The 19930-nt window shown below is 69.9% G+C and carries 23 protein-coding genes and 1 tRNA gene; 11 read left to right on the top strand and 13 right to left on the bottom strand.

What is annotated here, in order from left to right; all coding sequences use genetic code 11:
• Positions 1-155: 155 nt before the first annotated feature.
• From ACFY3V_RS15420 to ACFY3V_RS15405, 4 genes are all read right to left on the bottom strand, one after another.
• Positions 156-228 (bottom strand) — tRNA-Thr (locus ACFY3V_RS15420).
• Positions 229-300: 72 nt separating this feature from the next.
• Complete coding sequence (gene rlmB / locus ACFY3V_RS15415) at positions 301-1269, bottom strand: 23S rRNA (guanosine(2251)-2'-O)-methyltransferase RlmB (protein WP_362895883.1); 969 nt, start codon at positions 1267-1269, stop codon at positions 301-303.
• A gap of 23 nt (positions 1270-1292) precedes the next feature.
• Complete coding sequence (gene cysS / locus ACFY3V_RS15410) at positions 1293-2690, bottom strand: cysteine--tRNA ligase (protein WP_350943167.1); 1398 nt, start codon at positions 2688-2690, stop codon at positions 1293-1295.
• Positions 2691-2793: 103 nt separating this feature from the next.
• Positions 2794-3198, bottom strand: a complete 405-nt coding sequence (locus ACFY3V_RS15405) for a PPOX class F420-dependent oxidoreductase (protein WP_350943166.1) — start codon at positions 3196-3198, stop codon at positions 2794-2796.
• An 82-nt stretch (positions 3199-3280) separates the two neighbouring features.
• Between ACFY3V_RS15405 and ACFY3V_RS15400 the strand changes: the two genes are divergently transcribed.
• Positions 3281-4897: a DUF2637 domain-containing protein gene (locus ACFY3V_RS15400; RefSeq protein ID WP_389773727.1), complete on the top strand. Its 1617-nt coding sequence runs from the start codon at positions 3281-3283 to the stop codon at positions 4895-4897.
• Between the two features lie 612 nt (positions 4898-5509).
• Here the strand turns inward: ACFY3V_RS15400 and ACFY3V_RS15395 are convergent.
• The 4 genes from ACFY3V_RS15395 to ACFY3V_RS15380 form a co-directional block, all read right to left on the bottom strand.
• Positions 5510-5776, bottom strand: coding sequence for a GlsB/YeaQ/YmgE family stress response membrane protein (locus tag ACFY3V_RS15395; protein ID WP_350943162.1), 267 nt, complete (start codon positions 5774-5776; stop codon positions 5510-5512).
• Positions 5777-5868: 92 nt separating this feature from the next.
• Positions 5869-6135 carry a GlsB/YeaQ/YmgE family stress response membrane protein gene (locus ACFY3V_RS15390; RefSeq protein WP_350943160.1) on the bottom strand — a complete coding sequence of 89 codons (267 nt, stop codon included), beginning with the start codon at positions 6133-6135 and terminating at the stop codon, positions 5869-5871.
• Positions 6136-6341: 206 nt separating this feature from the next.
• Positions 6342-6800, bottom strand: a complete 459-nt coding sequence (gene ispF / locus ACFY3V_RS15385) for a 2-C-methyl-D-erythritol 2,4-cyclodiphosphate synthase (RefSeq protein ID WP_350943159.1) — start codon at positions 6798-6800, stop codon at positions 6342-6344.
• Positions 6801-6817: 17 nt separating this feature from the next.
• Positions 6818-7300: a CarD family transcriptional regulator gene (locus ACFY3V_RS15380; protein WP_030924410.1), complete on the bottom strand. Its 483-nt coding sequence runs from the start codon at positions 7298-7300 to the stop codon at positions 6818-6820.
• Positions 7301-7561: 261 nt separating this feature from the next.
• Between ACFY3V_RS15380 and ACFY3V_RS15375 the strand changes: the two genes are divergently transcribed.
• Positions 7562-8149: a copper chaperone PCu(A)C gene (locus ACFY3V_RS15375; RefSeq protein ID WP_389773721.1), complete on the top strand. Its 588-nt coding sequence runs from the start codon at positions 7562-7564 to the stop codon at positions 8147-8149.
• 165 nt (positions 8150-8314) lie between these two features.
• Here the strand turns inward: ACFY3V_RS15375 and ACFY3V_RS15370 are convergent, their stop codons facing one another.
• Positions 8315-9004, bottom strand: coding sequence for a response regulator transcription factor (locus ACFY3V_RS15370; protein ID WP_329089757.1), 690 nt, complete (start codon positions 9002-9004; stop codon positions 8315-8317).
• On the bottom strand, positions 9001-10185 hold the full coding sequence (locus tag ACFY3V_RS15365) for a sensor histidine kinase (RefSeq protein ID WP_386208610.1): 1185 nt from the start codon (positions 10183-10185) through the stop codon (positions 9001-9003). The genes ACFY3V_RS15370 and ACFY3V_RS15365 overlap by 4 nt, the downstream gene beginning before the upstream one ends.
• Positions 10186-10340: 155 nt before the next feature.
• Here ACFY3V_RS15365 and phoU point away from each other — a divergent pair, with 155 nt between their 5' ends.
• Positions 10341-11000, top strand: coding sequence for a phosphate signaling complex protein PhoU (phoU, locus tag ACFY3V_RS15360; protein WP_350943157.1), 660 nt, complete (start codon positions 10341-10343; stop codon positions 10998-11000).
• A gap of 139 nt (positions 11001-11139) precedes the next feature.
• Here the strand turns inward: phoU and ACFY3V_RS15355 are convergent, their stop codons facing one another.
• From ACFY3V_RS15355 to mshA, 3 genes are all read right to left on the bottom strand, one after another.
• On the bottom strand, positions 11140-11883 hold the full coding sequence (locus ACFY3V_RS15355; protein ID WP_389773717.1) for a phosphoglyceromutase: 744 nt from the start codon (positions 11881-11883) through the stop codon (positions 11140-11142).
• Between the two features lie 99 nt (positions 11884-11982).
• Positions 11983-12462 carry a YbjN domain-containing protein gene (locus tag ACFY3V_RS15350; RefSeq protein ID WP_350943155.1) on the bottom strand — a complete coding sequence of 160 codons (480 nt, stop codon included), beginning with the start codon at positions 12460-12462 and terminating at the stop codon, positions 11983-11985.
• 230 nt (positions 12463-12692) lie between these two features.
• Positions 12693-13976 carry a D-inositol-3-phosphate glycosyltransferase gene (gene mshA, locus ACFY3V_RS15345; RefSeq protein WP_350943154.1) on the bottom strand — a complete coding sequence of 428 codons (1284 nt, stop codon included), beginning with the start codon at positions 13974-13976 and terminating at the stop codon, positions 12693-12695.
• Between the two features lie 107 nt (positions 13977-14083).
• On the opposite strand from mshA, the gene ACFY3V_RS15340 reads away from it, so the two are divergent.
• The 8 genes from ACFY3V_RS15340 to ACFY3V_RS15305 all read left to right on the top strand — a co-directional run bounded on the left by ACFY3V_RS15340 (position 14084) and on the right by ACFY3V_RS15305 (position 19906).
• A complete protein-coding gene (locus ACFY3V_RS15340) occupies positions 14084-14821 on the top strand; it encodes an SDR family oxidoreductase (protein WP_350943152.1) in 738 nt (245 codons plus the stop codon).
• Between the two features lie 2 nt (positions 14822-14823).
• Positions 14824-15615 (top strand): class I SAM-dependent methyltransferase, encoded by a 792-nt coding sequence (locus ACFY3V_RS15335; protein WP_362895874.1) that lies wholly within the window; start codon positions 14824-14826, stop codon positions 15613-15615.
• A 121-nt stretch (positions 15616-15736) separates the two neighbouring features.
• Complete coding sequence (locus tag ACFY3V_RS15330) at positions 15737-16102, top strand: BlaI/MecI/CopY family transcriptional regulator (RefSeq protein WP_350943150.1); 366 nt, start codon at positions 15737-15739, stop codon at positions 16100-16102.
• Complete coding sequence (locus tag ACFY3V_RS15325) at positions 16103-17026, top strand: M56 family metallopeptidase (protein WP_350943148.1); 924 nt, start codon at positions 16103-16105, stop codon at positions 17024-17026.
• 310 nt (positions 17027-17336) lie between these two features.
• Entirely contained in the window at positions 17337-17867 is a 531-nt protein-coding gene (locus ACFY3V_RS15320) for a helix-turn-helix domain-containing protein (protein ID WP_350943146.1), read from the top strand.
• 3 nt (positions 17868-17870) lie between these two features.
• Entirely contained in the window at positions 17871-18353 is a 483-nt protein-coding gene (locus ACFY3V_RS15315; protein WP_362895871.1) for a hypothetical protein, read from the top strand.
• 434 nt (positions 18354-18787) lie between these two features.
• Entirely contained in the window at positions 18788-19117 is a 330-nt protein-coding gene (locus ACFY3V_RS15310; protein ID WP_350943142.1) for a DUF2516 family protein, read from the top strand.
• A 237-nt stretch (positions 19118-19354) separates the two neighbouring features.
• Entirely contained in the window at positions 19355-19906 is a 552-nt protein-coding gene (locus ACFY3V_RS15305; RefSeq protein WP_362895869.1) for a GNAT family protein, read from the top strand.
• Positions 19907-19930: the final 24 nt, after the last annotated feature.

The raw sequence follows: 19930 nt of genomic DNA, 5'->3' as shown, positions 1-19930 counted from the left end.
GCCATCGTGGAGGCCCCGGGAAGGCACTCGAAGTAGCACGCAAGACGGCCACGAAGAAGACCAGGGGCACGCGGGTGGCACGAAAAGGCAAAAAGTCCGCTTAACGATCGAAGGGCCAGGTCACCGGATGCCGGTTGACCTGGCCCTTTACTGCGAGCCGACGAGGGGAATCGAACCCCTGACCTACAGTTTACAAGACTGTTGCTCTGCCGATTGAGCTACGTCGGCACGGTCGCCAGTCGAGTGTAGTCGGCTCACTCCCCGTACGTCACCGAGGTATGCCCCGCCGATTGCGAACCGTTAGGAACGGCGGTGGCGGGCGACCTCGTAGAGGGCGATGCCCGCGGCGACGCCGGCGTTGAGCGACTCGGCGGCGGCCCGCATCGGGATGCGGACGACCAGGTCACACGCCTCGCGGACCAGTCGGGACAGGCCCTTGCCCTCGGAGCCCACGACGACGACCAGCGGGCCGTCGAGGAGGTTGGCCTCGCCGATGTCGACCGTGCCCTCGCCGTCCAGGCCGATCACGAACAGGCCCGCCTCGCGGTACTCCCGCAGGGTGGCGGTGAGGTTGGCGGCGCGGGCGACCGGCAGGGTGGCCAGCGTGCCGGCCGAGGTCTTCCAGGCCCCGCCGGTGACCCCGGCCGAGCGGCGGGAGGGGATGACCAGACCGTGGGCGCCGAAGGCGGTGGCCGAGCGGGCGATGGCGCCCAGGTTGCGGGGGTCGGTGACGCTGTCGAGAGCGACGATCAGCGGGACCTCCGCGCCCTCCTGGGCGATGCGGACCAGGTCGTCGGGGTGTGCGTAGTCGTACGGGGGGATCTGCAGGGCGATGCCCTGGTGGATCCCCCCCTCGGTGAGACGATCGAGTTTCTCCCTGCCGACCTCCAGCATCGCGATGCCCCGGGCGGCGGCGATGCGGACCGATTCCTTGACGCGGTCGTCGTTGTCGATGCGCAGGGCCACATAGAGCGTGCTGGCCGGGACTCCGGCCCGCAACGCCTCCACGACGGGGTTGCGCCCGCCGATGTGCTCGGGCGCGTCGTCGCTGCGCCGGGTGCGAACCGGGGTGCGCGGGGAGGGAGACCTGCCGGTCCTCTCCTCGCGCTCGACCCGCTCGGTGCGCGCCTTGTCCTTGTGCCAGTGCCGCATGTGCGCCGGCGGGGTGGCTCCCCTGCCCTCCAAGCCTCGGCGGACGTTACCGCCCGTGCCCTTGGTCGGACTCTTCTTCTTCGCGGGTCGCCCGGACCCTTTACCCCCACCAGCCATGGTCTATAGCGTACGGCCTGGTTTCACCGCGAGAGTTCCCAGCGCGGGCCCTGAGGGGTGTCCTCGACGTGGATGCCCGCGTGGGAAAGCTGGTCACGGATGCTGTCGGCCGCCGAGAAGTCCTTGCGCGCCCGCGCCGCCTGCCGCTGCTCCAGCGCGACGGCGACCAGCGCGTCGACGGTCGCCCGCATGCCGGTCTCGCCGCCCGAGGAGCGCCACTGCTCCGAGCGCGGGTCGAGGCCGAGGACGTCGAGCATGTTCTGCGTCTCGGCGAGCAGCCTTGCGACCTGCTCCTTGTTGCCCTGGGCCAGCGCGACGTTGCCCTCGCGGACCACCTCGTGCACCACGGCGAGCGCCTGGGGGGTGCCCAGATCGTCGTCGAGGGCGTCGGAGAACGCCTGGGGAAGCGGCGCGTGCGCGTCGACGTCGTGGATGACCTCGGCCGCGCGGGTGACGAAGCCCTCGATCCGCTGATAGGCCGAGGCGGCCTCGAACAGCGCCTCCTCCGAGTATTCGATCGAGGATCGGTAGTGGGGTGCCGCCAGGTAGTAACGGAGCTCGACCGGGCGAACCTTCTTGGTGACCTCGGGGACGAGCAGGGAGTTGCCGAGCGACTTGCTCATCTTCTCCGCGCCGATCTTGAGCATGCCGTTGTGCATCCAGTAGCGGGCGAAGCCGTCGCCCGCCGCCTGGGACTGGGTCAGCTCGTTCTCGTGGTGCGGGAAGATCAGGTCGACGCCGCCGCCGTGGATGTCGAAGGTGGCGCCGAGATACTTGGTCGCCATGGCGGAGCACTCCAGGTGCCAGCCGGGACGGCCCCGGCCCCACGGGGTCGGCCAGGTCGGCTCCCCCGGCTTCTCGCCCTTCCAGAGCGCGAAGTCGCGCGGGTCTCGCTTGCAGGAGTCGGTCTCGGTGTCGCCCGCGGCCCGCATGTTCTGGAGCTTCTGGTTGGACAGCGAGCCGTACCGGTCGGCGTAGGACATGACGTCGAAGTAGACGTCACCGCCGGAGGCGTAGGCGTGACCGGCGGCGATCAGCCGGTCCATCAGCTCGATCATCTCGGGCACGTGACCGGTGGCACGCGGCTCGACGGTCGGGGGCAGGCAACCCAGCACCTCGTAGGCCCAGGTGAAGGCCCTCTGGTTACGCTCGGCGACGGCGAACCACGGCACGTTCTCGGCTGCGGCGACTCTAATGATCTTGTCGTCGATGTCGGTGACGTTGCGGCAGAAGGTCACCTCGTACCCAGACCTGATCATCCAGCGGCGGAGCACGTCGAAGTTGACGCCCGAGCGGATGTGCCCGATGTGCGGGGGAGCCTGCACGGTGGCACCACACAGGTAGATCGAGGCCCGGCCGGGTTCTACCGGGACGAATTCGCGGACGGTGCGTACGCTGGTGTCGTATAGCTGCAGGCTCACGAAGGCAAGGCTAATGCCTCACCTCGCCTCACAAACCGAGTTGCGGGACGTTGAAGACACTCAGCAGAGTGTTTTATGACCACTAGCGGTGAATGTCGCCCGACTAGTCCGTCGAAACAGCACCGTGATAGACCACGCGTTCAGGGACGATCCTGGCGATCAGCCTCTCCACCTCCGGCTTCTCCTCGACCCAGTCCTCACCGCGGTATTTGTGCGACATCTCCTGGATGAGCGCGCCATCGGGATCGTCGGCGAGGCTGACCGTCCCCCGCACCTCGACGTAGCGGTACGGGTCGGCGGGATCGAACACCACGATGGCCGTACGCGGGTCACGCGCGAAGTTGAGGCTCTTGCGCCTGCCCCTGATCGTCGAGAACACCACGTCGTTCCCGTCCGTCTTCACCCAGACGACGCTCGCCTGCGGGCTCCCGTCTTCGTTGAGACTCGTCACGGTCGCGAAGTTCGCGGCGTCGAACATCTCGCGTACGGAATCGGACAGTTCTGCCATTTCTTCGCCTCGATCGTTCTCTGTCGCCCTCGGAAAACTTCCCCGATCATGCTAGATGTCGATTCTGTAGGCTCAAAGAGCCATGGACGCCAAATCCCCCGGGGCGACGGGCTCGATGTCCCGCCCGTCCCCGCCCCCGCCACTGACCATCGCCGCCCCCGAGCCGAGCCGGGTGGCCGTCGCCCTGCGCCACGCCGGGATCGTCGTCACCGGAGTCGGCGTCGCCGCCCTCACCGCGGCGGCCTGCGTGCTCTCCTTCGAGGATCTACGGGCCCTCGCCGTCGCGGGCAGAGCGCCCGCCGACCTCGCGTACCTCTATCCCGCGGCCTTCGACGCCCTGCTCGTCATCGCGATGATCGGCGTACTGCTGCTGAGGGGCGGCTGGTGGCCGGTGCGGCTGCAGGCGGGCGTGATCCTGACGCTGCTGCTCGCCGGCGCGGTCGCCGCCGAGGTGGCCACCGCCATGCGGATGGTGGTGGACGAAGGGCGAGCGGCCGTCGTGGTCGCCGTCGCCCCCTGGGTGATGCTGATCCTGGCCCTGTGGCTCTGGCTCCTGCTGATCAAACACGCCGCCGCCCGGAGGGCCGCGGCCGACGCGGCCCTGTCCGGCCTGGCGTCCGAACGCGACATCGTGCCGTTCCCCGAGGCGAACCGGGCGGCCACCGAGCGTTCAGGCGCGCCCGACACCGGGGAACGGTGGCAGGGGCAGACCCCGCCCGCCCATCCTGAGCAGCCCGCCCGCCCCGACCGCGAAGGCCACCCGGGTCACGCGGGTCACGCAGGTCACCCTGGCCAGCTGGTGCACCACCCCGCGGCCGAGATCATGCTGGACCCGCACGCCGCGCCTCCCCTGGAAACCGCACCGCACCACGACCTTCCGGTGGGCGAGCCGGTGGTCGGCCCCACGGCGGCGCCGGAGACACCCGAGGTCGCCGACATCCCGCAGGCCCCTCAGGAGCCCGCGGCTCCCCGCCCCGGTAAGCCGATGCGCTGGGGCGACCTGGTCAGGCCCCGCCAGGGCGACCTGCTCGTCCACCCGCCCCGTCCCGCCGTACGGACACCGAGCGAGGAGCCGGAGAGCGAGGGCAGCGAGGGCAGCGAGGGCAGGGTCAGCGAGCGGGTGGAGACCTGGGACAGCGACGCCGACCTCCCACCTGAGCAGGCGCCGCCGGGAACGGGCGGGACGACCGAGGAGACCGGTACGGCCGGGACCGGCCCGCGCACCACGGCACGGCGCGGCACGGCCAGGAGTGCGGCGAAGCCTTCGGGCACGGCGGCGGGCGGCAGCGGTACGGACGAGGAGAGCGATCGCGACGAGGACACCCAGCCGTTCCTCGCCGTGAAGGACCACGAGGGGGACCGGCAGGACCGTCCGGCGAATGCCGAGCCGAGGGCCGCGACGAGGACGACCGCGCGGAAATCCGCGGCGAAGGCCCCGGCGAAAGCCACCGAGAGGGCTACGAGGAAGGCCCGAGGGGCGAGCGCCGAGACGTCCGAGGAGACGGCCGTGCGGGCGCCTGTGGCGGCGCGAGAGGCGCGCACGAGCGGGAGAAGGGCCGGGGCGCCCGACCCCTCGCACGGCGCCGAGGCCGCCGAGGCAGGGGAGGAGGCCGCGGCGCGGTCCTACGATGACGAGAACGGCACCGCGGCACCGCCCTCCGGGCGGATGCGCAGCACGCCCGTGCCGCCGGGCGAGTGAGGAACAAGCAGGAACGGTTGGGAACAGGGACGGACGCGGGTCGCCTGTTCCGTACGCCCGTCGGGTCAGCTCCGGGGCCTGGGAGGAGCTGACCCGGTCTTCGGGCCGTCGGCTCGGCCGGATCTCCCCCGCGGAGATCGCCGAGCTCGGCTACGTGGTCGGCGTCGTCTTGGCCCCGCCGTACGCGCTGGAGACCCAGGCGTTCGAGAACCACGTCTTCGGACGGTGTCCGTTCAGGCCTCGCGGCCGGGCCGCGAGGCCTGAACTCACCCTTCGGACGGAACGAACGGCGCGGCCTTCGGCCAGGACCGCCGTTCGCCATCCGGTGTTGGACCGGCCCGCAGCTATTCGCTCACACATGTGTGAGCGGCGCCCCGCTGCGGACCGGCGCTTTGCTCCCCTCCGGGCCGTGTCCGGGATCGGCCGGAAGCCGGTCCGGCGCGTTGCCCCGAACCTGCCGGAAACGGCCGAGACCCGCTCGGCATGCCAGACGGAGCCGAGCGGGTCTTCTCCTGGAGCACGGTGACATCGTCGGCACCGTGAGCACCTCCGGACCGGAGGGGTCCAGTCGAGCCTCGGCGAGGTCACCGGGATCTTCACCCGGGTGTTCGCCTAAACCCTGGAACGCTTGAGACCGGCGACCAGACCGACACCGACGACAGCCAGACCCACCTGCATGACGAGCTCGATCCAGTCGATACCGCTCGTGGTGGCGACGCCGAGACCCTGGGCGATGGCGGTGCCGATGAGCGCGGCGATGATGCCGACGACAACGGTCAGGACCACTCCGATCGCCTGCCTACCGGGAAGCAGGAGGCGGCCGAGGGCTCCGATGATCGCGCCGATAACGATTGCCCCGAGAATGGATGCGATAGTCATTTCAACCTCCCAGTGAGGGTGAGACCTTCACTCTCATGGGGAGGTGGCTACCCCCTGGGTCACGGATATGCCTGTCGGCGGCAAAAAATCCGTCAGTGCGTCTTTCTCGCCTGCATCTGGACGACGAGGAGCACCCCCAGCACCGCGAGCGCCAGCTGGATGATGTGCTCCCACCAGTTGATCCCGCGCGTGTGGATCAGACCGAGCGCCCCGGCGATGGCGGTGCCGATAAGCGCGGCCACGATGCCGACGATGAGCGTCAGGCCGATGCTGATGTTCTGGCGTCCGGGAAGAATGAGTCGCGCCAGGGCGCCGATGATGGCGCCGATGATGATTGCGGAGACAATCGAGACGATCATGTCTGGCTCCCCCTGTTACGAGACACGGTCACCAAGGGGTTACCCAGAGCATTCACTGATCACGCTAAAGAAGCGATCACGCTGAAAAAAGGGGTGGCCCGTACCGCGCCAGGAAACGGGCCACCGCCTCGATATGGATCGACGAGCATTCCGCGCCGCTCGCCGGAACGTTTTCCGCGTTCCGTATAGGAGACGTCCGGCACCCGCTACAGGTTCACCACGATCGCGGTCGCGACGGCGGCCACCCCTTCACCTCGCCCGGTGAGGCCCAGCCCGTCGGTCGTGGTGGCGCTGACACTCACGGGAGCCCCCACGGCGGCACTGAGGGCCTTCTCGGCCTCGACACGCCGGGGAGCGAGCTTGGGACGGTTACCGATCACCTGGACGGCCACGTTGCCGATCTCGAAGCCCGCGGCGCGCACCTTGCGGGCGGTCTCCTCCAGCAGGGCCGCGCCCGAGGCACCGGACCACCGGGGGTCGGACGTGCCGAACAGACCGCCGAGGTCACCGAGACCCGCCGCGGAGAGCAGCGCGTCACAGGCGGCGTGGGCCGCGGCGTCACCGTCGGAGTGGCCGGCCAGGCCGGTCTCACCCGGCCAGTGCAGGCCCGCGAGGTGAAGCTCGCGACCGGAAGCGAACGGGTGGACGTCGACCCCGACGCCCACCCGTGGAAATGTCTTGTTCAGGAGTTGAGAACCTCGTCCAGCAGGGCCTCGGCCTTGTCCTCGTTGGTCTTCTCCGCGAGCGCGAGCTCGCTGACGAGGATCTGCCTGGCCTTCGCCAGCATTCTCTTCTCTCCCGCAGAGAGTCCGCGCTCCCTGTCTCGCCGCCACAGGTCGCGAACGACCTCGGCAACCTTGTTGACGTCACCGGACGCCAGCTTCTCAAGGTTCGCCTTGTAGCGTCGGGACCAGTTGGTGGGCTCTTCGGTGTGAGGCATTCGAAGCACGTCGAAAACGCGCTCAAGGCCCTCTTGTCCGACGACATCGCGAACACCCACGAGCTCTGCGTTGTCTGCCGGCACCTGGACGGTAAGGTCGCCCTTGTCGACCTTAAGAACCAGGTAGGTCCTTTCCTCACCCTTGATGGTTCGGGTCGTGATCGCCTCGATCCGAGCAGCCCCGTGGTGGGGGTAGACGACAGTGTCGCCGACCTGGAAAGTCATGTGACAAGTACCCCTTCCGCTGTACTCAAGAGTACCACGTATCCACAGCCTCCCGGAACAGTGAAATCACCATAACTGCAGGTCAAAGCCGCATCTTATGACTTGACAAGTGGCCAAGTGTATGAATCAGAGGGGCAAAAAGCGCTTATGACCTGCGTTCCCCGTCTTCGGATGATGAGGCGGGTCGGCGGGAAACCCGGTAAACGTCGCCGATAGGGTTGCCCTTGCCCTATCTCACGCGTGACAAGGAGAACTCGCACCGTGACCCGCAACATCCGCCACCGGGCGATCGTCGCCGCGGCGTTCCTCGCAGCCGCTTCGGCACTGGCCGGCTGCGGTGCCGGATCCGACGCGATCACCAACAAGCCCTACGCGCCGACCGAGGCCCTCACGGTCAAGGCGAACGGCATCGACATCTCCCAGGCCTTCTTCCTGGGGCCCGACTCGGGCGCGACGCTGCCGGAGGGTGCGGCCACCCCGCTCTACCTGTCGTTGATCAACACCAACGCGGGCTCCGACCAGCTCGTCGGTCTCGGCGTCGACCCCGCCCTCGGTACGGCGAAGGTGAGCGCGCCCGTGCCGCTCCCTCACAACCAGCGGGTGAGCGTCGGCAAGCCGACCCCCACCATCCTGATCGAGGGGCTGAAGAAGCCGCTCAGGGGCGGCGAGGGCGTCAAGGTGCAGCTGCAGTTCGCCAACGCCGGGATCGTGCAGCTCACGATCCCGGTGATCACCCGCAGCCGCGAGTTCACCGCCTACCCGCAGGCTCCCGGCGCCTCCGCGGCGCCCACGCCGTCGGCCACCCCCTCGGCCACCGCCACCGGCGAGGAGCACTCCTCCGGCCACTGATCGCCGTCCCGGTGAGGGCCTCCGGACACGCCGAGGGGCCGTACGGCGCGGGCACGCCGTACGGCCCCTCGGATCGTCCGGAGGCGAGCGATCATCCCGAGGCGGGCGTCACGGAGGTCGTCGCCTTCGCGGAGGCGAACGGCGCCCCCGAGGCCGTGGGGAGGCTCAGATCTCGGCGGGGTCGAACTTGTACCCCAGACCCCGGACGGTGAGAATGCAGCGCGGGTTGGACGGATCGGACTCGACCTTGGCCCGCAGCCGCTTGACGTGCACGTCCAGGGTCTTGGTGTCGCCCACGTAGTCGGCGCCCCAGACCCGGTCGATGAGCTGGCCCCGGGTGAGCACCCGCCCGGCGTTGCGCAGCAGCACCTCCAGCAGCTCGAACTCCTTCAGCGGCAGCTGCACCGCCTCACCGCGTACGGCGACGATGTGGCGATCGACGTCCATCCTGACCGGACCGGCGGCCAGCACCGCCGACTCCAGCTCCTCCACGTCGCCCTGGCGGCGCAGCACCGCGCGGATACGGGCCACCAGTTCTCTGGAGGAGAAGGGCTTGGTGACGTAGTCGTCGGCTCCGAGCTCCAGCCCGACGACCTTGTCGATCTCGCTGTCCTTCGCGGTGAGCATGATGACGGGCACGTTGGAGCGCTGGCGGAGCGAGCGGCAGACCTCGGTGCCGGGCAGGCCGGGAAGCATCAGGTCGAGCAGCACCAGGTCGGCGCCGTTGCGGTCGAAGGTCTCCAGCGCTTCCGGCCCGGTGGCGGCCACGGCCACCTCGAAGCCTTCCTTGCGCAGCATGTACGACAGGGCGTCGGAGAACGATTCCTCGTCCTCGACAACGAGCACGCGGGTCACTGCGCGGCCTCCAGGGGGATCGTGGTCGTAGCTGGTTCCGTAACCGCCATGCCGCCGAAGGCGGGCAGGCGGAGGGTGAATGTGGAACCGGAACCTTCCTTGCTCCACACCGTGACCGCCCCGTTGTGGGAGGCGGCCACGTGCTTGACGATGGCCAGGCCCAGGCCCGTGCCACCGGTCGCCCGCGAGCGTGCCGCGTCGACGCGGAAGAACCGTTCGAAGATCCGCTCCTGGGCGCTCTCGGGGATGCCGATCCCCTGGTCGCTCACGCTGATCTCGACGGATTCGGTGTTGGGGCCCGCCGCGCGGGCGCTGACCACGACCCGGGTGTGCTCGGGGCTGTAGGCGACCGCGTTGTCGATGAGGTTGCGCAGGGCGGTGACGAGAAGCTCGTCGTCGCCCCATATCCGCAGGCCCTCGACCCCGCCGGCGACGAGGGTGATGTCCTTGGCGGCCGCGGTGGTGTTGCAGCGGTCGATGGCCTCGTGGACCGCCTCGTCGATCAGGACCGGGCCGGGGGTGGGGATGGGCTCGGCGCCCTGGATGCGGGAGAGGGTGATGAGGTCCTGGACCAGGTAGGTGAGCCGGGCCGCCTCGTGTTGCATGCGCCCCGCGAAGCGGGTGACGGCCTCGGGGTCGTCGGCGGCGTCCTGGATGGTCTCGGCCAGCAGCGAGAGCGCACCCACCGGCGTCTTGAGCTCGTGGCTCACGTTGGCCACGAAGTCGCGGCGGACCGCCTCGACGCGGCGGTGCTCGGTCTGGTCCTCGGCGAGGACGAGCACCTGGCCGTGAGAGCCGAGCGGGGCGACCCGCACCGCGAAGCTGGTCGACTCCTGGCCGAACTTGTGGCCGGCCACCTCGATCTCGCTCTCGCGGATCTCGCCGTCCCTGCGCACCTTCCTGGCGAGCGCGAGCAACTCGGCCGCCATGAGGTGATCTCCTTTGACCAGGCCGAACGCGCGGGCCGCCGAGCTGGCGCGCAGCACGCGGTCCTCCTTGTCGAGCACGACCGCCGAGGACGGCAGCACGGCCAGCACCGAGGCGACCCCCTGGGGCAACGCGCCGGGCTCGACGCCGTAAACCGGTGTCATCGCTCTCCGCTGTCCGTGGTTCTGGCGGACGACCATCACGGCCAGCGCTCCCACGACGAAACCGGCCAGTGCGGCCAGGCTCGCCATCAGCTCACTCACGTGGTCCTCCCGTAGGCTTCACGTCCTCGATGGTAGGTCGGGGTTTTCCCGTTGGGGACGGCTAAAGGGGCATGACCACGGGCTTTCCCATAAAGTTCACTTTACGGTCGAGGTTCGTTCACCGTTACCGCCCTACCGTGAGTGGCATGCGCGACGCCTACCACGAAGACCTCGACGCCCTCACCGGACGGCTGGTCGAGATGACCCGCCTCGTCAGGTCGGCGATATCGCGGGCCACCACCGCCCTCCTGGACGCCGACCTCCAGCTCGCCGAGAGCGTCATCTCCCAGGACGAGGAGGTCAACCGGGTCTTCGCGGAGGTCGAGACCACGATCTTCGACCTGATGGCGCGGCAGCAGCCCGTGGCCGTGGACCTCAGAATGATCATCGCGGCGCTGCGGATGGGCACCGACCTGGAGCGGATGGGCGACCTCGCCGAGCATGTGGCCAAGATCGCCAGGCTGCGCTACCCCGACTCCGCGATCCCGCCCGAGATCCGCTCCACCATCCTGGAGATGGGCCAGATCGCCGAGCGCCTCGTCACCAAGACCGGCAGCTGCATCGCCTCGCGCGACGTGGAGTCGGCCCTGGAACTGGAGTCCGACGACGACGCCATGGACAAACTGCACCGGAGACTGTTCAAGATCCTGATGGCCCCCGACTGGAAGTACGGCGTCGAGCCGGCCATCGACGTGACACTGATCGGCCGCTACTACGAACGCTACGCCGACCACGCGGTCCGTGTCGCGCACGACGTGGTCTATCTGGTGACGGGCTCCCGTCCCCAGGACACCTCCGTGCTCTGAGTCCCCCGTCGGCCGATCCCCGCCGGCCTTCACGAACGTCTTCATGGAAAAGGGAGAGAGGGAGGGCCCGCCGGATCCGGCGGGCCCTCCCTCTTTTTGCGCTTTTTTGGTCTTTTATCTACTTTTCGGAACGTCAGGGCTATTTGCCCTGGTTGGCCACAGCCTCGATGGCGGCCTCGGCCGCGGCGGGGTCGAGATACTGTCCGCCCTTGGTGACCGGGTGGAAGTCGGCGTCCAGCTCGTACCTGAGCGGGATGCCGGTGGGGATGTTGAGCCCGGCGATCTCGTCGTCGCCTATCCCGTCCAGGTGCTTGACCAGCGCGCGGAGCGAGTTGCCGTGCGCGACGACCAGCACGCTCCTCCCCTGTGCGAGGTCGGGCAGGATCTGGTCGTACCAGTACGGCAGCATGCGCTCGACGACGTCCTTGAGGCACTCGGTCCTCGGCATCAGCTCGCTCGGCAGGAGCGCGTAGCGGGCGTCACCGACCTGGGAGAACTCGTCGTCGTCGGCGATCGGGGGCGGCGGGACGTCGTAGGAGCGGCGCCAGAGCATGAACTGCTCGTCACCGAACTCGGCCCGCGTCTGCGCCTTGTCCTTGCCCTGCAGGGCGCCGTAGTGGCGCTCGTTGAGCCGCCAGGACCGGGAGACCGGCAGCCAGAGCAGGTCCGCGGCGCCCAGCGCGAGGTTCGCCGTCTGGATCGCCCTGCTCATCAGGGAGGTGTGCACCACGTCGGGTCGCACCCCCGCGTCGAGCAGCAGCTGCCCGCCGCGCCGCGCCTCCTCCTCGCCCTTGGCCGAGAGCCCCGCGTCCACCCATCCGGTGAACAGACCCTTCGCGTTCCACTCACTCTCACCGTGCCGAAGCAGCACCAAAGTCGACATGCCGACAAGCTTAGTGGGCGCCTGCTGGACGTTTCCGGGTACTCCGCCCGCCCCGGGACCGCCCGACGTACCGGGCGACCCGTTCTCGGGACGGTGCCCTCAGCGTTCGGGGTCGGCGAAGCGGGCGAAGGCCTGGAGGTTGGCGAGCGACTCGCCGCGCTTGGCGCGCCACTCCCACTCGCGCCGGATCGAGGAGGCGAAGCCCAGTTCGAGCGCGCGGTCGAAACCCTCGTCCGAGTAGGTGAGCACGCACCCGAGGAGGCGGTCGACCTCCTCGTCGGTGACCGCGGCCAGCGGGACACGGCCCACGAGGTAGACGTCGCCGATCGGGTCGAGGGCGAAGTGCACCCCGTACATGGAACCGTTCTTGGTGAGGAGCCAGCGGTAGAACTCGGCGTGGTTCTCGTCGGGTTGACGGCAGAAGAACGCCTCCACATGCAGGGCCTGGTCACCGACGATCAACCAGGTCATGGTGGCGAGCTTGTGCTGGCCGGGGAGCCTCACCAGGAAGGCCCCCGGCCTGGGCTGCTCGTAGGAGGCGTCCGCGCTCTTCAGCGCCGCCTCGATCACTTCGCGCATGGGCCCAGCTTACGAGCGGCCCTCACGCACGGGCCGTCCCCGCCTCACGAGCACCCCCCGGACGAGGTGCCGGGGTTCGGGCCGAGCAGCAGGCCCCGGAGGCCGCGTCACCGGACTCGCGAGCGAGGTCCGGAGATCGCGTGCCACCCTCGCGAGCGGAGTCCGGAGGTTGCGTCACCACCCTCGCGAGCGGGATCCGGAGGTTGCGTCACCGGCCTCGCGAGTGGTCCTCACGAGTTGACCGCGACCGGGAGCCGGTGCAGGTTCGCCATCGCCCCGGCGTAGACGTCCGCCAGCCGGGCCGCGGTGGCCGACCAGCCGAAGGCCGCCGCGTGGGCCACCGAGCCCGCCGACAGCGTCTCCCGCCAGGCGGGCTCGTAGACGAACCTGGCGAGCACCCGCGCCCAGTCGTGGGGGTCGTGCCCCTCCACGAGCACCCCGGACACGCCGTCGCGTACGGCGGTGCGCAGCCCGCCCACGGACGCGGCGGCGACCGGGGTGCCACAGGCCTGGGACTCCAGGGCGACCAGGCCGAACGACTCGTTGTGGGAGGGGACGACGGTCACGTCGGACGCGCGGTACCAGTCGACCAGCTCGTGCTGGGGCGCGGGGGGAACGATCCTCACCACGTCGGAGATCCCCAGCGAGGCGGCCACGTCGTTGAGGTAGGAGGGCCTGGCCAGGCCGTTGCCACTGGGGCCGCCGACACAGGCGACGACCAGCCTGGACCTGAGCGAAGGGTCGTCGATGAGCATCCTGGCCGCGGCGCGCAGCAGCACGTCCGGGGCCTTGAGCGGTTGCACCCTGCCCACGAACAGCAGCACGTGCGCGTCCTGCGGCAGCCCGAGCCGGTGGCGGGCCGCCCCCTGGGAGGCGGGCTGGAAGACTCTGAGGCTCACACCGGGGTTGACGACCTCCACCCGGGCGGGGGCGGCGCCGTAGAGCTGGACGAGTTCCTCGGCCTCGGTCGGGGTGTTGGCCACCAGGCGGTCGGCGATGTCCACGACCTGCTGCTCGCCCAGTACGCGGGCGGCGGGCTCCGGCCTGTCGTCGGCGGCGAGCAGGAGGTTCTTCACCTTTGCCATGGTGTGCATGGTGTGCACCAGCGGCAGGCCCCAGCGTTCCTTGGCCAGCCACCCCACCTGACCGGAGAGCCAGTAGTGGGAGTGGATGACGTCGTAGCGGCCCGGCTCGTACATGGCCTCGGTGCGCAGCACGCCCGACAGGAAGGCGCAGAGCTGGCCGGGCAGGTCTCCCTTGTCCAGCTCCTCGTACGGTCCCGCGGTGACGTGGCGGACGGAGACACCCGGAACGATCTCCGCGACCGGTGGCAGATCCCGGGATGTCTGCCGGGTGAAGATCTCCACCTCCACCCCGAGTTCGGCCAGGCGTTTCGCCACCTCGACGATGTAGACGTTCATCCCGCCCGCGTCCCCGGTCCCCGGTTGATCCAGGGGAGACGTGTGCATGCTGATCGTCGCGACCCGGTTGACCCGCCGTCGCCTCACCGACACCACCTCCGAGAGGGCTCAACCACCGGATAATCCGCAACATTCCCGACACATAGCCTCTTCGAGTCCGGGCGGATGGGTCCCGAGGGCTCCTGGCAGGATGAGGGGTCATGAAGAGGACGGCTGTGGTGACAGGGGCCAGTAGCGGAATCGGCGAGGCGACGGCCCGCAGGCTCGCCGCAGAGGGCTTCGACGTGGTGGCCGCGGCGCGGCGCAGGGAGCGGCTCGACGAGCTGGCCGCCGAGGTGCCAGGCGTCCGCCCGGTCACCCTGGACGTGACGTCGCAGGAGTCGGTGGACGAGCTCGCCGCCTCGCTCGACCGCTGCGACGTGCTGGTCAACAACGCCGGTGGTGCGATCGGCCTGGAACCCGTGGCGAGCGGGAAGGTGGCCGACTGGCAGCGGATGTACGACGTCAACGTGCTCGGCACGCTCCGCGTCACCCAGGCCCTGCTGCCCAAGCTGGTCGCGTCGGGTGACGGCGTGCTGCTGATGCTGACCTCGGTGGCCGGGTTCGTCTCCTACGAGGGCGGCGGCGGATACAACGCGGCCAAGCACGCGCAGACCTCGATGACCGAGGTGCTGAGGCTGGAGCTGGTCGGACAGCCGCTCAGGATCGTCGAGGTCGCCCCCGGGATGGTCCACACCGAGGAGTTCTCGCTGAACCGCTTCCGCGGCGACTCCGCAGCCGCCGATCAGGTCTACGAGGGCGTGCCCGGCCCGCTCTCCGCCGACGACGTGGCCGACGCCATCGCCTGGTGCGTGACCCGCCCGGCCCACGTGAACGTCGACCGCCTCGTCATCCGCCCCCGGGCCCAGGCCGCCCAGCACAAGGTCCACCGCGTCTGACCGTGCCGAAGCCGATAGGAGAGATCACCAGGGGCACCACGGGGCACAACCGCCTGCGCCGGGCCGACCGCTGGATCGTCGCCGCGCACGGCCGCGCGCTGCGCTCCGCCGTCCGCCCTCTCGTGGTCGACCTCGGGTACGGGGCCTCGCACACCACGACCCTGGAGATGTTCCTGCGGCTGCGCGCGGTCTGCCCCTCGGTCGAGGTCGTCGGCGTCGAGATCGACCCGGCCCGGGTGGCGGCGGCCAAACCGTACGAGCGGCCGGGGCTGTCCTTCGCGCTGGGCGGCTTCGAGCTGCCGGTGGCGAGGCCACCCCTGTTGATCAGGGCGTTCAACGTGCTGCGACAGTACGGGGAGGCGCAGGCGTGGGGATACTGGGCGATGCTGTCCGAACGGCTCGCGCCGGGCGGGATGATCGTCGAGGGCACCTGCTCGGAGGTGGGCCACCGCGCGGTCTGGGTGGGGCTCGACCGCTCGGGGCCGCGGACGCTCACCGTCTCGGCCCGTTTCGACTCCTTCGAACGCCCCTCCGACCTGGCCGACCGGCTGCCCAAGACGCTCATTCACCGCAACGTCCCCGGCGAGCCCGTCCACGCCTTCCTGCGCGACTTCGACCGCGCCTGGGCGGTCAACGCCCCCCTGAGCTCGTACGGCTCCCGGCAGCGCTGGATCGCCGCCGCGGGAACGCTCGCCGGGACCTGGCCACTCGCCGAGCGCCCCCCGCTGGGCGGCCGGTCGCGATGGCGGCTCGGCGAGATCACCCTGCCCTGGTCCGCGGTCGCCCCGCGATGATCGCGAGGTGCGCCCCGGGCGACGACCTGGACGGGATGACACAGGGTGAGAAGCATGTGACGCACATCACTCGACAACCCGTAGTACTACCCCTCGTGGTGCGGGAGTTAGGCTTGGATGCGTGAAGGGTCTCGGCGAGCTTGAACGCAGCATCATGGACATCATCTGGGCACAGCCATCCTCTGTGACGGCGCGGGAGGTCGGGCGTCTCATCGCCGACCGCGACCTGGCGCCCACCACTGTGATGACCGTGCTCGACCGGCTCACCCGTAAGGGCTTCCTGCTCCGCACCCGCGACGGGCGCGCGTGGCGGTACGCACCGGCGGAGAGCCGCGACGCCTACGTCGCGGAGCTTATGCTGGAAGCGCTGGATCTGACCGGTGACCGGTCGGCGGCCCTCACCCGGTTCGCCCAGGCCGTCACCGGCACCGAAGCCGACATCCTGCGCAGGGCCCTGACGGACCTGGAGGACCTGGAGGACGAGTAGATGACCGCGGCAGCGCTGGCGACGCTCGCCCTGGTCTGCGCGGTCGGCGCCTGGCGGTTCACCCGGGCTCGATGGACCTATCGTGCCCCGCACGTGGCCATCGTCCTGTGGCAGGCACTCGGGGTCACCTGGGGGCTCGCCGGGACGGGCGCCCTGCTCGGTTACGCGCTCGAACCCTACGGCGAGGGCGTGCTGCACGGCCTGCACGAGTTCGCGATCTCCGCGTTCGGCGCCGGGCAGGGCCTTCCCAGGCCGTACGACATGCCGAGGATCCTCGCGCTCGTCGCGGGGCTGACCGCGCTCGCCGTGCTGATCCTGGTCCTCCTCGCCGCGGGCACGCAGACGCTCCGCGCCCGCAGGCGCCATCGCACCCTGCTCGCCCTGATCGCGCGGGAGGATCCGGTGGTCCCCGGCGTGCGGGTGCTCGACCACCCGGGCGCCACCGCCTACTGCGTGCCCGGCCTGCGCTCCCAGGTGGTGGTGAGCGAGGGGGCGCTGAAGCTGCTCTCCGCCGACGAGCTGAGCGCGGTGCTCGCCCACGAGGCCGCGCACGTGCGTGAGCGGCACGACCTGGTGCTGCTGCCGTTCGCCGCGCTGCGCAGGGCGCTGCCCTGGTCGCGCGTGGTCAGGGACGCGCAGGGCGAGGTCGGGTTGCTCGTGGAGATGGCCGCCGACGACGTCGCCCGCCGTGGCTGCTCCGCGCGCCGCCTCGCGACCGCCCTGCTGCGCTTCGGCACGGCGGGCGCCGTCCCGGCCCCGCACGGCGCGCTGGGCGCCGCGAACTCCGCCGCCGCCGTGATGGCCAGGGTCGAGCGTCTGGTGAACCCGGTCCCGGTCCTGCCGCGCGGGGTGCGCTACGCCATCGTCGCCTTCTCCGTCGCCCTGACGTCCTCGGCGCCGCTCCTGTGGCTGGTCCCGTACTAACGGCACCGCTCTTGCGGCCGGCCACGCACCGAAGTCGGCGCCGCCTTTGTGCCGGTTCCGCACCGAAGACCCCACACCGGGCCCCTTGGCGGACGCGGCGACCGTCGCACGCGCGGCACCGAGCCCCCCTCACCGAGCGCAGTCCCGTGTTGGGTCTCCGTGAAGGTGCGGCGGATCCGTATGCCGAAATCGGGGGCCGTCCTGGTGATGTGGTTGGTTTCCTCCAGGTTTAACCAAGCTCACCCCAAAGTGCTTGCAAGTGTTAGCCATCCCGTTTGCAATTGCAAGCACCGTGCGGCAGACTCGAACCATGGCACTACCCAAGGTCGGTTCGATCGGTGAGTACATCCGCGAGCAACGCACGCACGCGAAGATCTCCCTTCGGCAGCTCGCCGCGGCGGCGGGGGTCTCCAACCCCTACCTGAGCCAGATCGAGCGCGGGCTGCGCAAGCCCAGCGCCGAGATCCTGAACCAGATCGCGAAAGGCCTGCACATCTCGTCGCAGGCGCTCTACGTCCAGGCCGGCCTCATCGAGGAGCGCGAGCCGGACAGCGACGTGCTGACCGCGATCAGGGCCGACCATCTCATCACCGAGCGCCAGCGCCAGGTGCTGATCGACATCTACGAGTCGTTCCGCAAGGAGAACCAACAGGCCGAGGCCCCGGACGACGACGCGCAGACCTCCCAGAAAGCGCCTCTCGCACCGGAGCCCCGGCGAGGTGACGCGGACTCCTCGTCTGACGACGAGGTGCCGCTCCCGAAGGAATACCTCACCGCGTTGAAGCCCTACGCGGCCCCTCCGAGCAACGGCCACATCACCAAGGAAACCAAGGAAGGTTAACCCATGCCCATCACCACCGAAGTCAAGAAGCTGGCCGAGTCCAAGCCGTTCTACGCCGTCGCCGGGGCCGGCGACTTCGCCGTCGAGAAGCTCCTTGAGCTTCCCGAGCAGATCCACAAGCTGCAGGGCCGCCGCGAGGAGATCCGCGAGGCCGCGAAGGACCTCCCGGGGAGGGCCAGGCAGCTCGCCGGAAAGGCCGAGGTCTACGCCAAGGACTTCCCGGTGAAGGCGCGCGACTACGCCGACCACATCGCGGGCAGGGCCAACGAGCTGTACGAGGAGTTCGCCAGCCGCGGCCGCAAGGTCGTCTCCAAGACCAGCGGCGAGATCGCCCTGGAGCTGGAGGAGGTCTCCGAGGCCGCCGAGCCCGCGATCGCCGCCGCCCGGACGCCCAAGAAGGGCACCCGCACCACGAAGTCCAGCACGTCGGGCACGACGAGGACCTCCTCCAGGACCTCCAGGACGTCCGGCACGACCAAGAGCTGAGCGAGCCCTTCGCGAAACCTGCCGGCCGGTCCGGCGGACCTCACGAAACCCCCGGACCCGCCCGGCCCCCGCGGACTCGCCACCGCTTCACGCGGCGGGGCCGTGCACGAGCTCGCGGCCACCGCCATGAACCCCGTGAGGCGGCGACCGGACGACGCTCCGGTTCCAGGACCCGCTCCGGCGCGGCCGGGACGGGTCCTTCGCCGTCCGAGGGCCGTACCCGGCGCCGGGACGAGCCGGACCGACGTGACGGGCCGGACCGACGTGACGGGCGCGAGAACGAGCCACCGGCGCGGTCCGGTACGGACGCGGGGACGAGTCCGGCGCGGGCCGGAAGCGAGCCGGCCCCGGCCGGTAAGAACCGAGGGCGGCGCGAACGGGACTTTCGGCATTAGGCTGAGGGAGACCGGCGAGGCGAACGTTCTGGAGAGACGATGATCGAAATCCACGGTGCTCTGGACCTGGTCTTCTGGATCCTGGCCGTCGGAGTGTTCGCACTGTCGGGCTGGGCGCTCATCCACGCGGTGAAGACCCCGGCGCGGGCGTTCGCGGCCACCGGCAAGCAGACCAAGAAGCTGTGGCTGGTCATCCTCGGGCTGGCGGCGCTGTTCGGCTTCGCCGCCGCGGTGCAGTATCTCAGCGTCCTGAGCATCTTCACGATCGCGTCCGTCATCGCCTCGGGCATCTACCTCGCCGACGTGCGTCCCGCCGTGGGGGAGATCGGCAGAGGCGGCGGCAACCAGGGACCGTACGGACCCTGGTGACGCCGGGACGCGCCACGGTGCGGCTCGCGCGGGGTCAGGGTGACCGGAGTCCGCAGTGACTCCGGCGACCCCGACGGCCCCGGCGACCGGACCGCGTCATCGGCGGCTTCCTCGACCGCGTCGTGCGATCGGGGGCGGTACGTACCCCGGTGACCCACCCCGAGCCGGGGCCCGTCGTGCCCTCGCGGGGGGAATCTGCTTGCCCAGCGGGATTCCTGCCGGTAGACACACCGAATGATGTTCGCGCGCAAACCCACACTCCCCGGAGAGCACGTGACGCTCCGGCCGGTCGGTCCCGAGCACGTGGACGGCCTCTGGGAGCTGGTCAACGACCCCGAGACCGTCCGGCTGACCGGCTCGCACGGCAAGCCCGACTACGAAGGGCTGAAGGCCTGGTACGGCTCGCGGAGCGACCTCGACGACCGGCTGGACCTGGCGATCTGCACCGCCGGTGACGACGCCTACGTGGGCGAGATCGTGCTCAACCAGCTCGACGCCGACAATCTCTCCTGCAACCTGCGCATCGCGCTGATCGGCCCCCGGGCGTACGGGAAGGGCTACGGCAGCGAGGCGATCCGGCTCACCCTCGACCACGTCTTCCGCACCACGCCGCTGCACCGGGTGGGCCTGGAGGTTTACGCCTTCAACGAACGGGCCGCGCACGTCTACCGCAAGCTCGGGTTCGTCCAGGAGGGTGTCTGTCGTGACGCCCTGCACCTAAACGGGGAATGGTATGACTCCGTAATCATGTCGATACTTGCCCCTGACTGGGTTGTCAGGGAAATTTGACATACACAAGGTGATTTTTCGGAA

Source organism: Streptosporangium sp. NPDC000095, assembly GCF_042899335.1.
GTDB lineage: Bacteria > Actinomycetota > Actinomycetes > Streptosporangiales > Streptosporangiaceae > Streptosporangium.
Note: the sequence above shows the minus strand (reverse complement) of the source record. Positions and strands in the feature narration are given on the sequence as shown.

Excerpts from the sequence above, each read along its gene's own strand:
- ACFY3V_RS15325 (WP_350943148.1), top strand. The coding sequence starts at position 16,103 with ATGACCGCGGCAGCGCTGGCGACGCTCGCCCTGGTCTGCGCGGTCGGC.
- ACFY3V_RS15350 (WP_350943155.1), bottom strand. The coding sequence starts at position 12,462 with ATGCGCGAAGTGATCGAGGCGGCGCTGAAGAGCGCGGACGCCTCCTAC.
- ACFY3V_RS15310 (WP_350943142.1), top strand. The coding sequence starts at position 18,788 with ATGATCGAAATCCACGGTGCTCTGGACCTGGTCTTCTGGATCCTGGCC.
- rlmB (WP_362895883.1), bottom strand. The coding sequence starts at position 1,269 with ATGGCTGGTGGGGGTAAAGGGTCCGGGCGACCCGCGAAGAAGAAGAGT.
- ACFY3V_RS15355 (WP_389773717.1), bottom strand. The coding sequence starts at position 11,883 with ATGTCGACTTTGGTGCTGCTTCGGCACGGTGAGAGTGAGTGGAACGCG.
- ACFY3V_RS15305 (WP_362895869.1), top strand. The coding sequence starts at position 19,355 with ATGTTCGCGCGCAAACCCACACTCCCCGGAGAGCACGTGACGCTCCGG.
- ACFY3V_RS15380 (WP_030924410.1), bottom strand. The coding sequence starts at position 7,300 with ATGACTTTCCAGGTCGGCGACACTGTCGTCTACCCCCACCACGGGGCT.
- ACFY3V_RS15390 (WP_350943160.1), bottom strand. The coding sequence starts at position 6,135 with ATGATCGTCTCGATTGTCTCCGCAATCATCATCGGCGCCATCATCGGC.
- ACFY3V_RS15395 (WP_350943162.1), bottom strand. The coding sequence starts at position 5,776 with ATGACTATCGCATCCATTCTCGGGGCAATCGTTATCGGCGCGATCATC.
- ACFY3V_RS15320 (WP_350943146.1), top strand. The coding sequence starts at position 17,337 with ATGGCACTACCCAAGGTCGGTTCGATCGGTGAGTACATCCGCGAGCAA.
- ACFY3V_RS15315 (WP_362895871.1), top strand. The coding sequence starts at position 17,871 with ATGCCCATCACCACCGAAGTCAAGAAGCTGGCCGAGTCCAAGCCGTTC.
- ACFY3V_RS15340 (WP_350943152.1), top strand. The coding sequence starts at position 14,084 with ATGAAGAGGACGGCTGTGGTGACAGGGGCCAGTAGCGGAATCGGCGAG.
- phoU (WP_350943157.1), top strand. The coding sequence starts at position 10,341 with ATGCGCGACGCCTACCACGAAGACCTCGACGCCCTCACCGGACGGCTG.
- ACFY3V_RS15400 (WP_389773727.1), top strand. The coding sequence starts at position 3,281 with ATGGACGCCAAATCCCCCGGGGCGACGGGCTCGATGTCCCGCCCGTCC.
- ACFY3V_RS15405 (WP_350943166.1), bottom strand. The coding sequence starts at position 3,198 with ATGGCAGAACTGTCCGATTCCGTACGCGAGATGTTCGACGCCGCGAAC.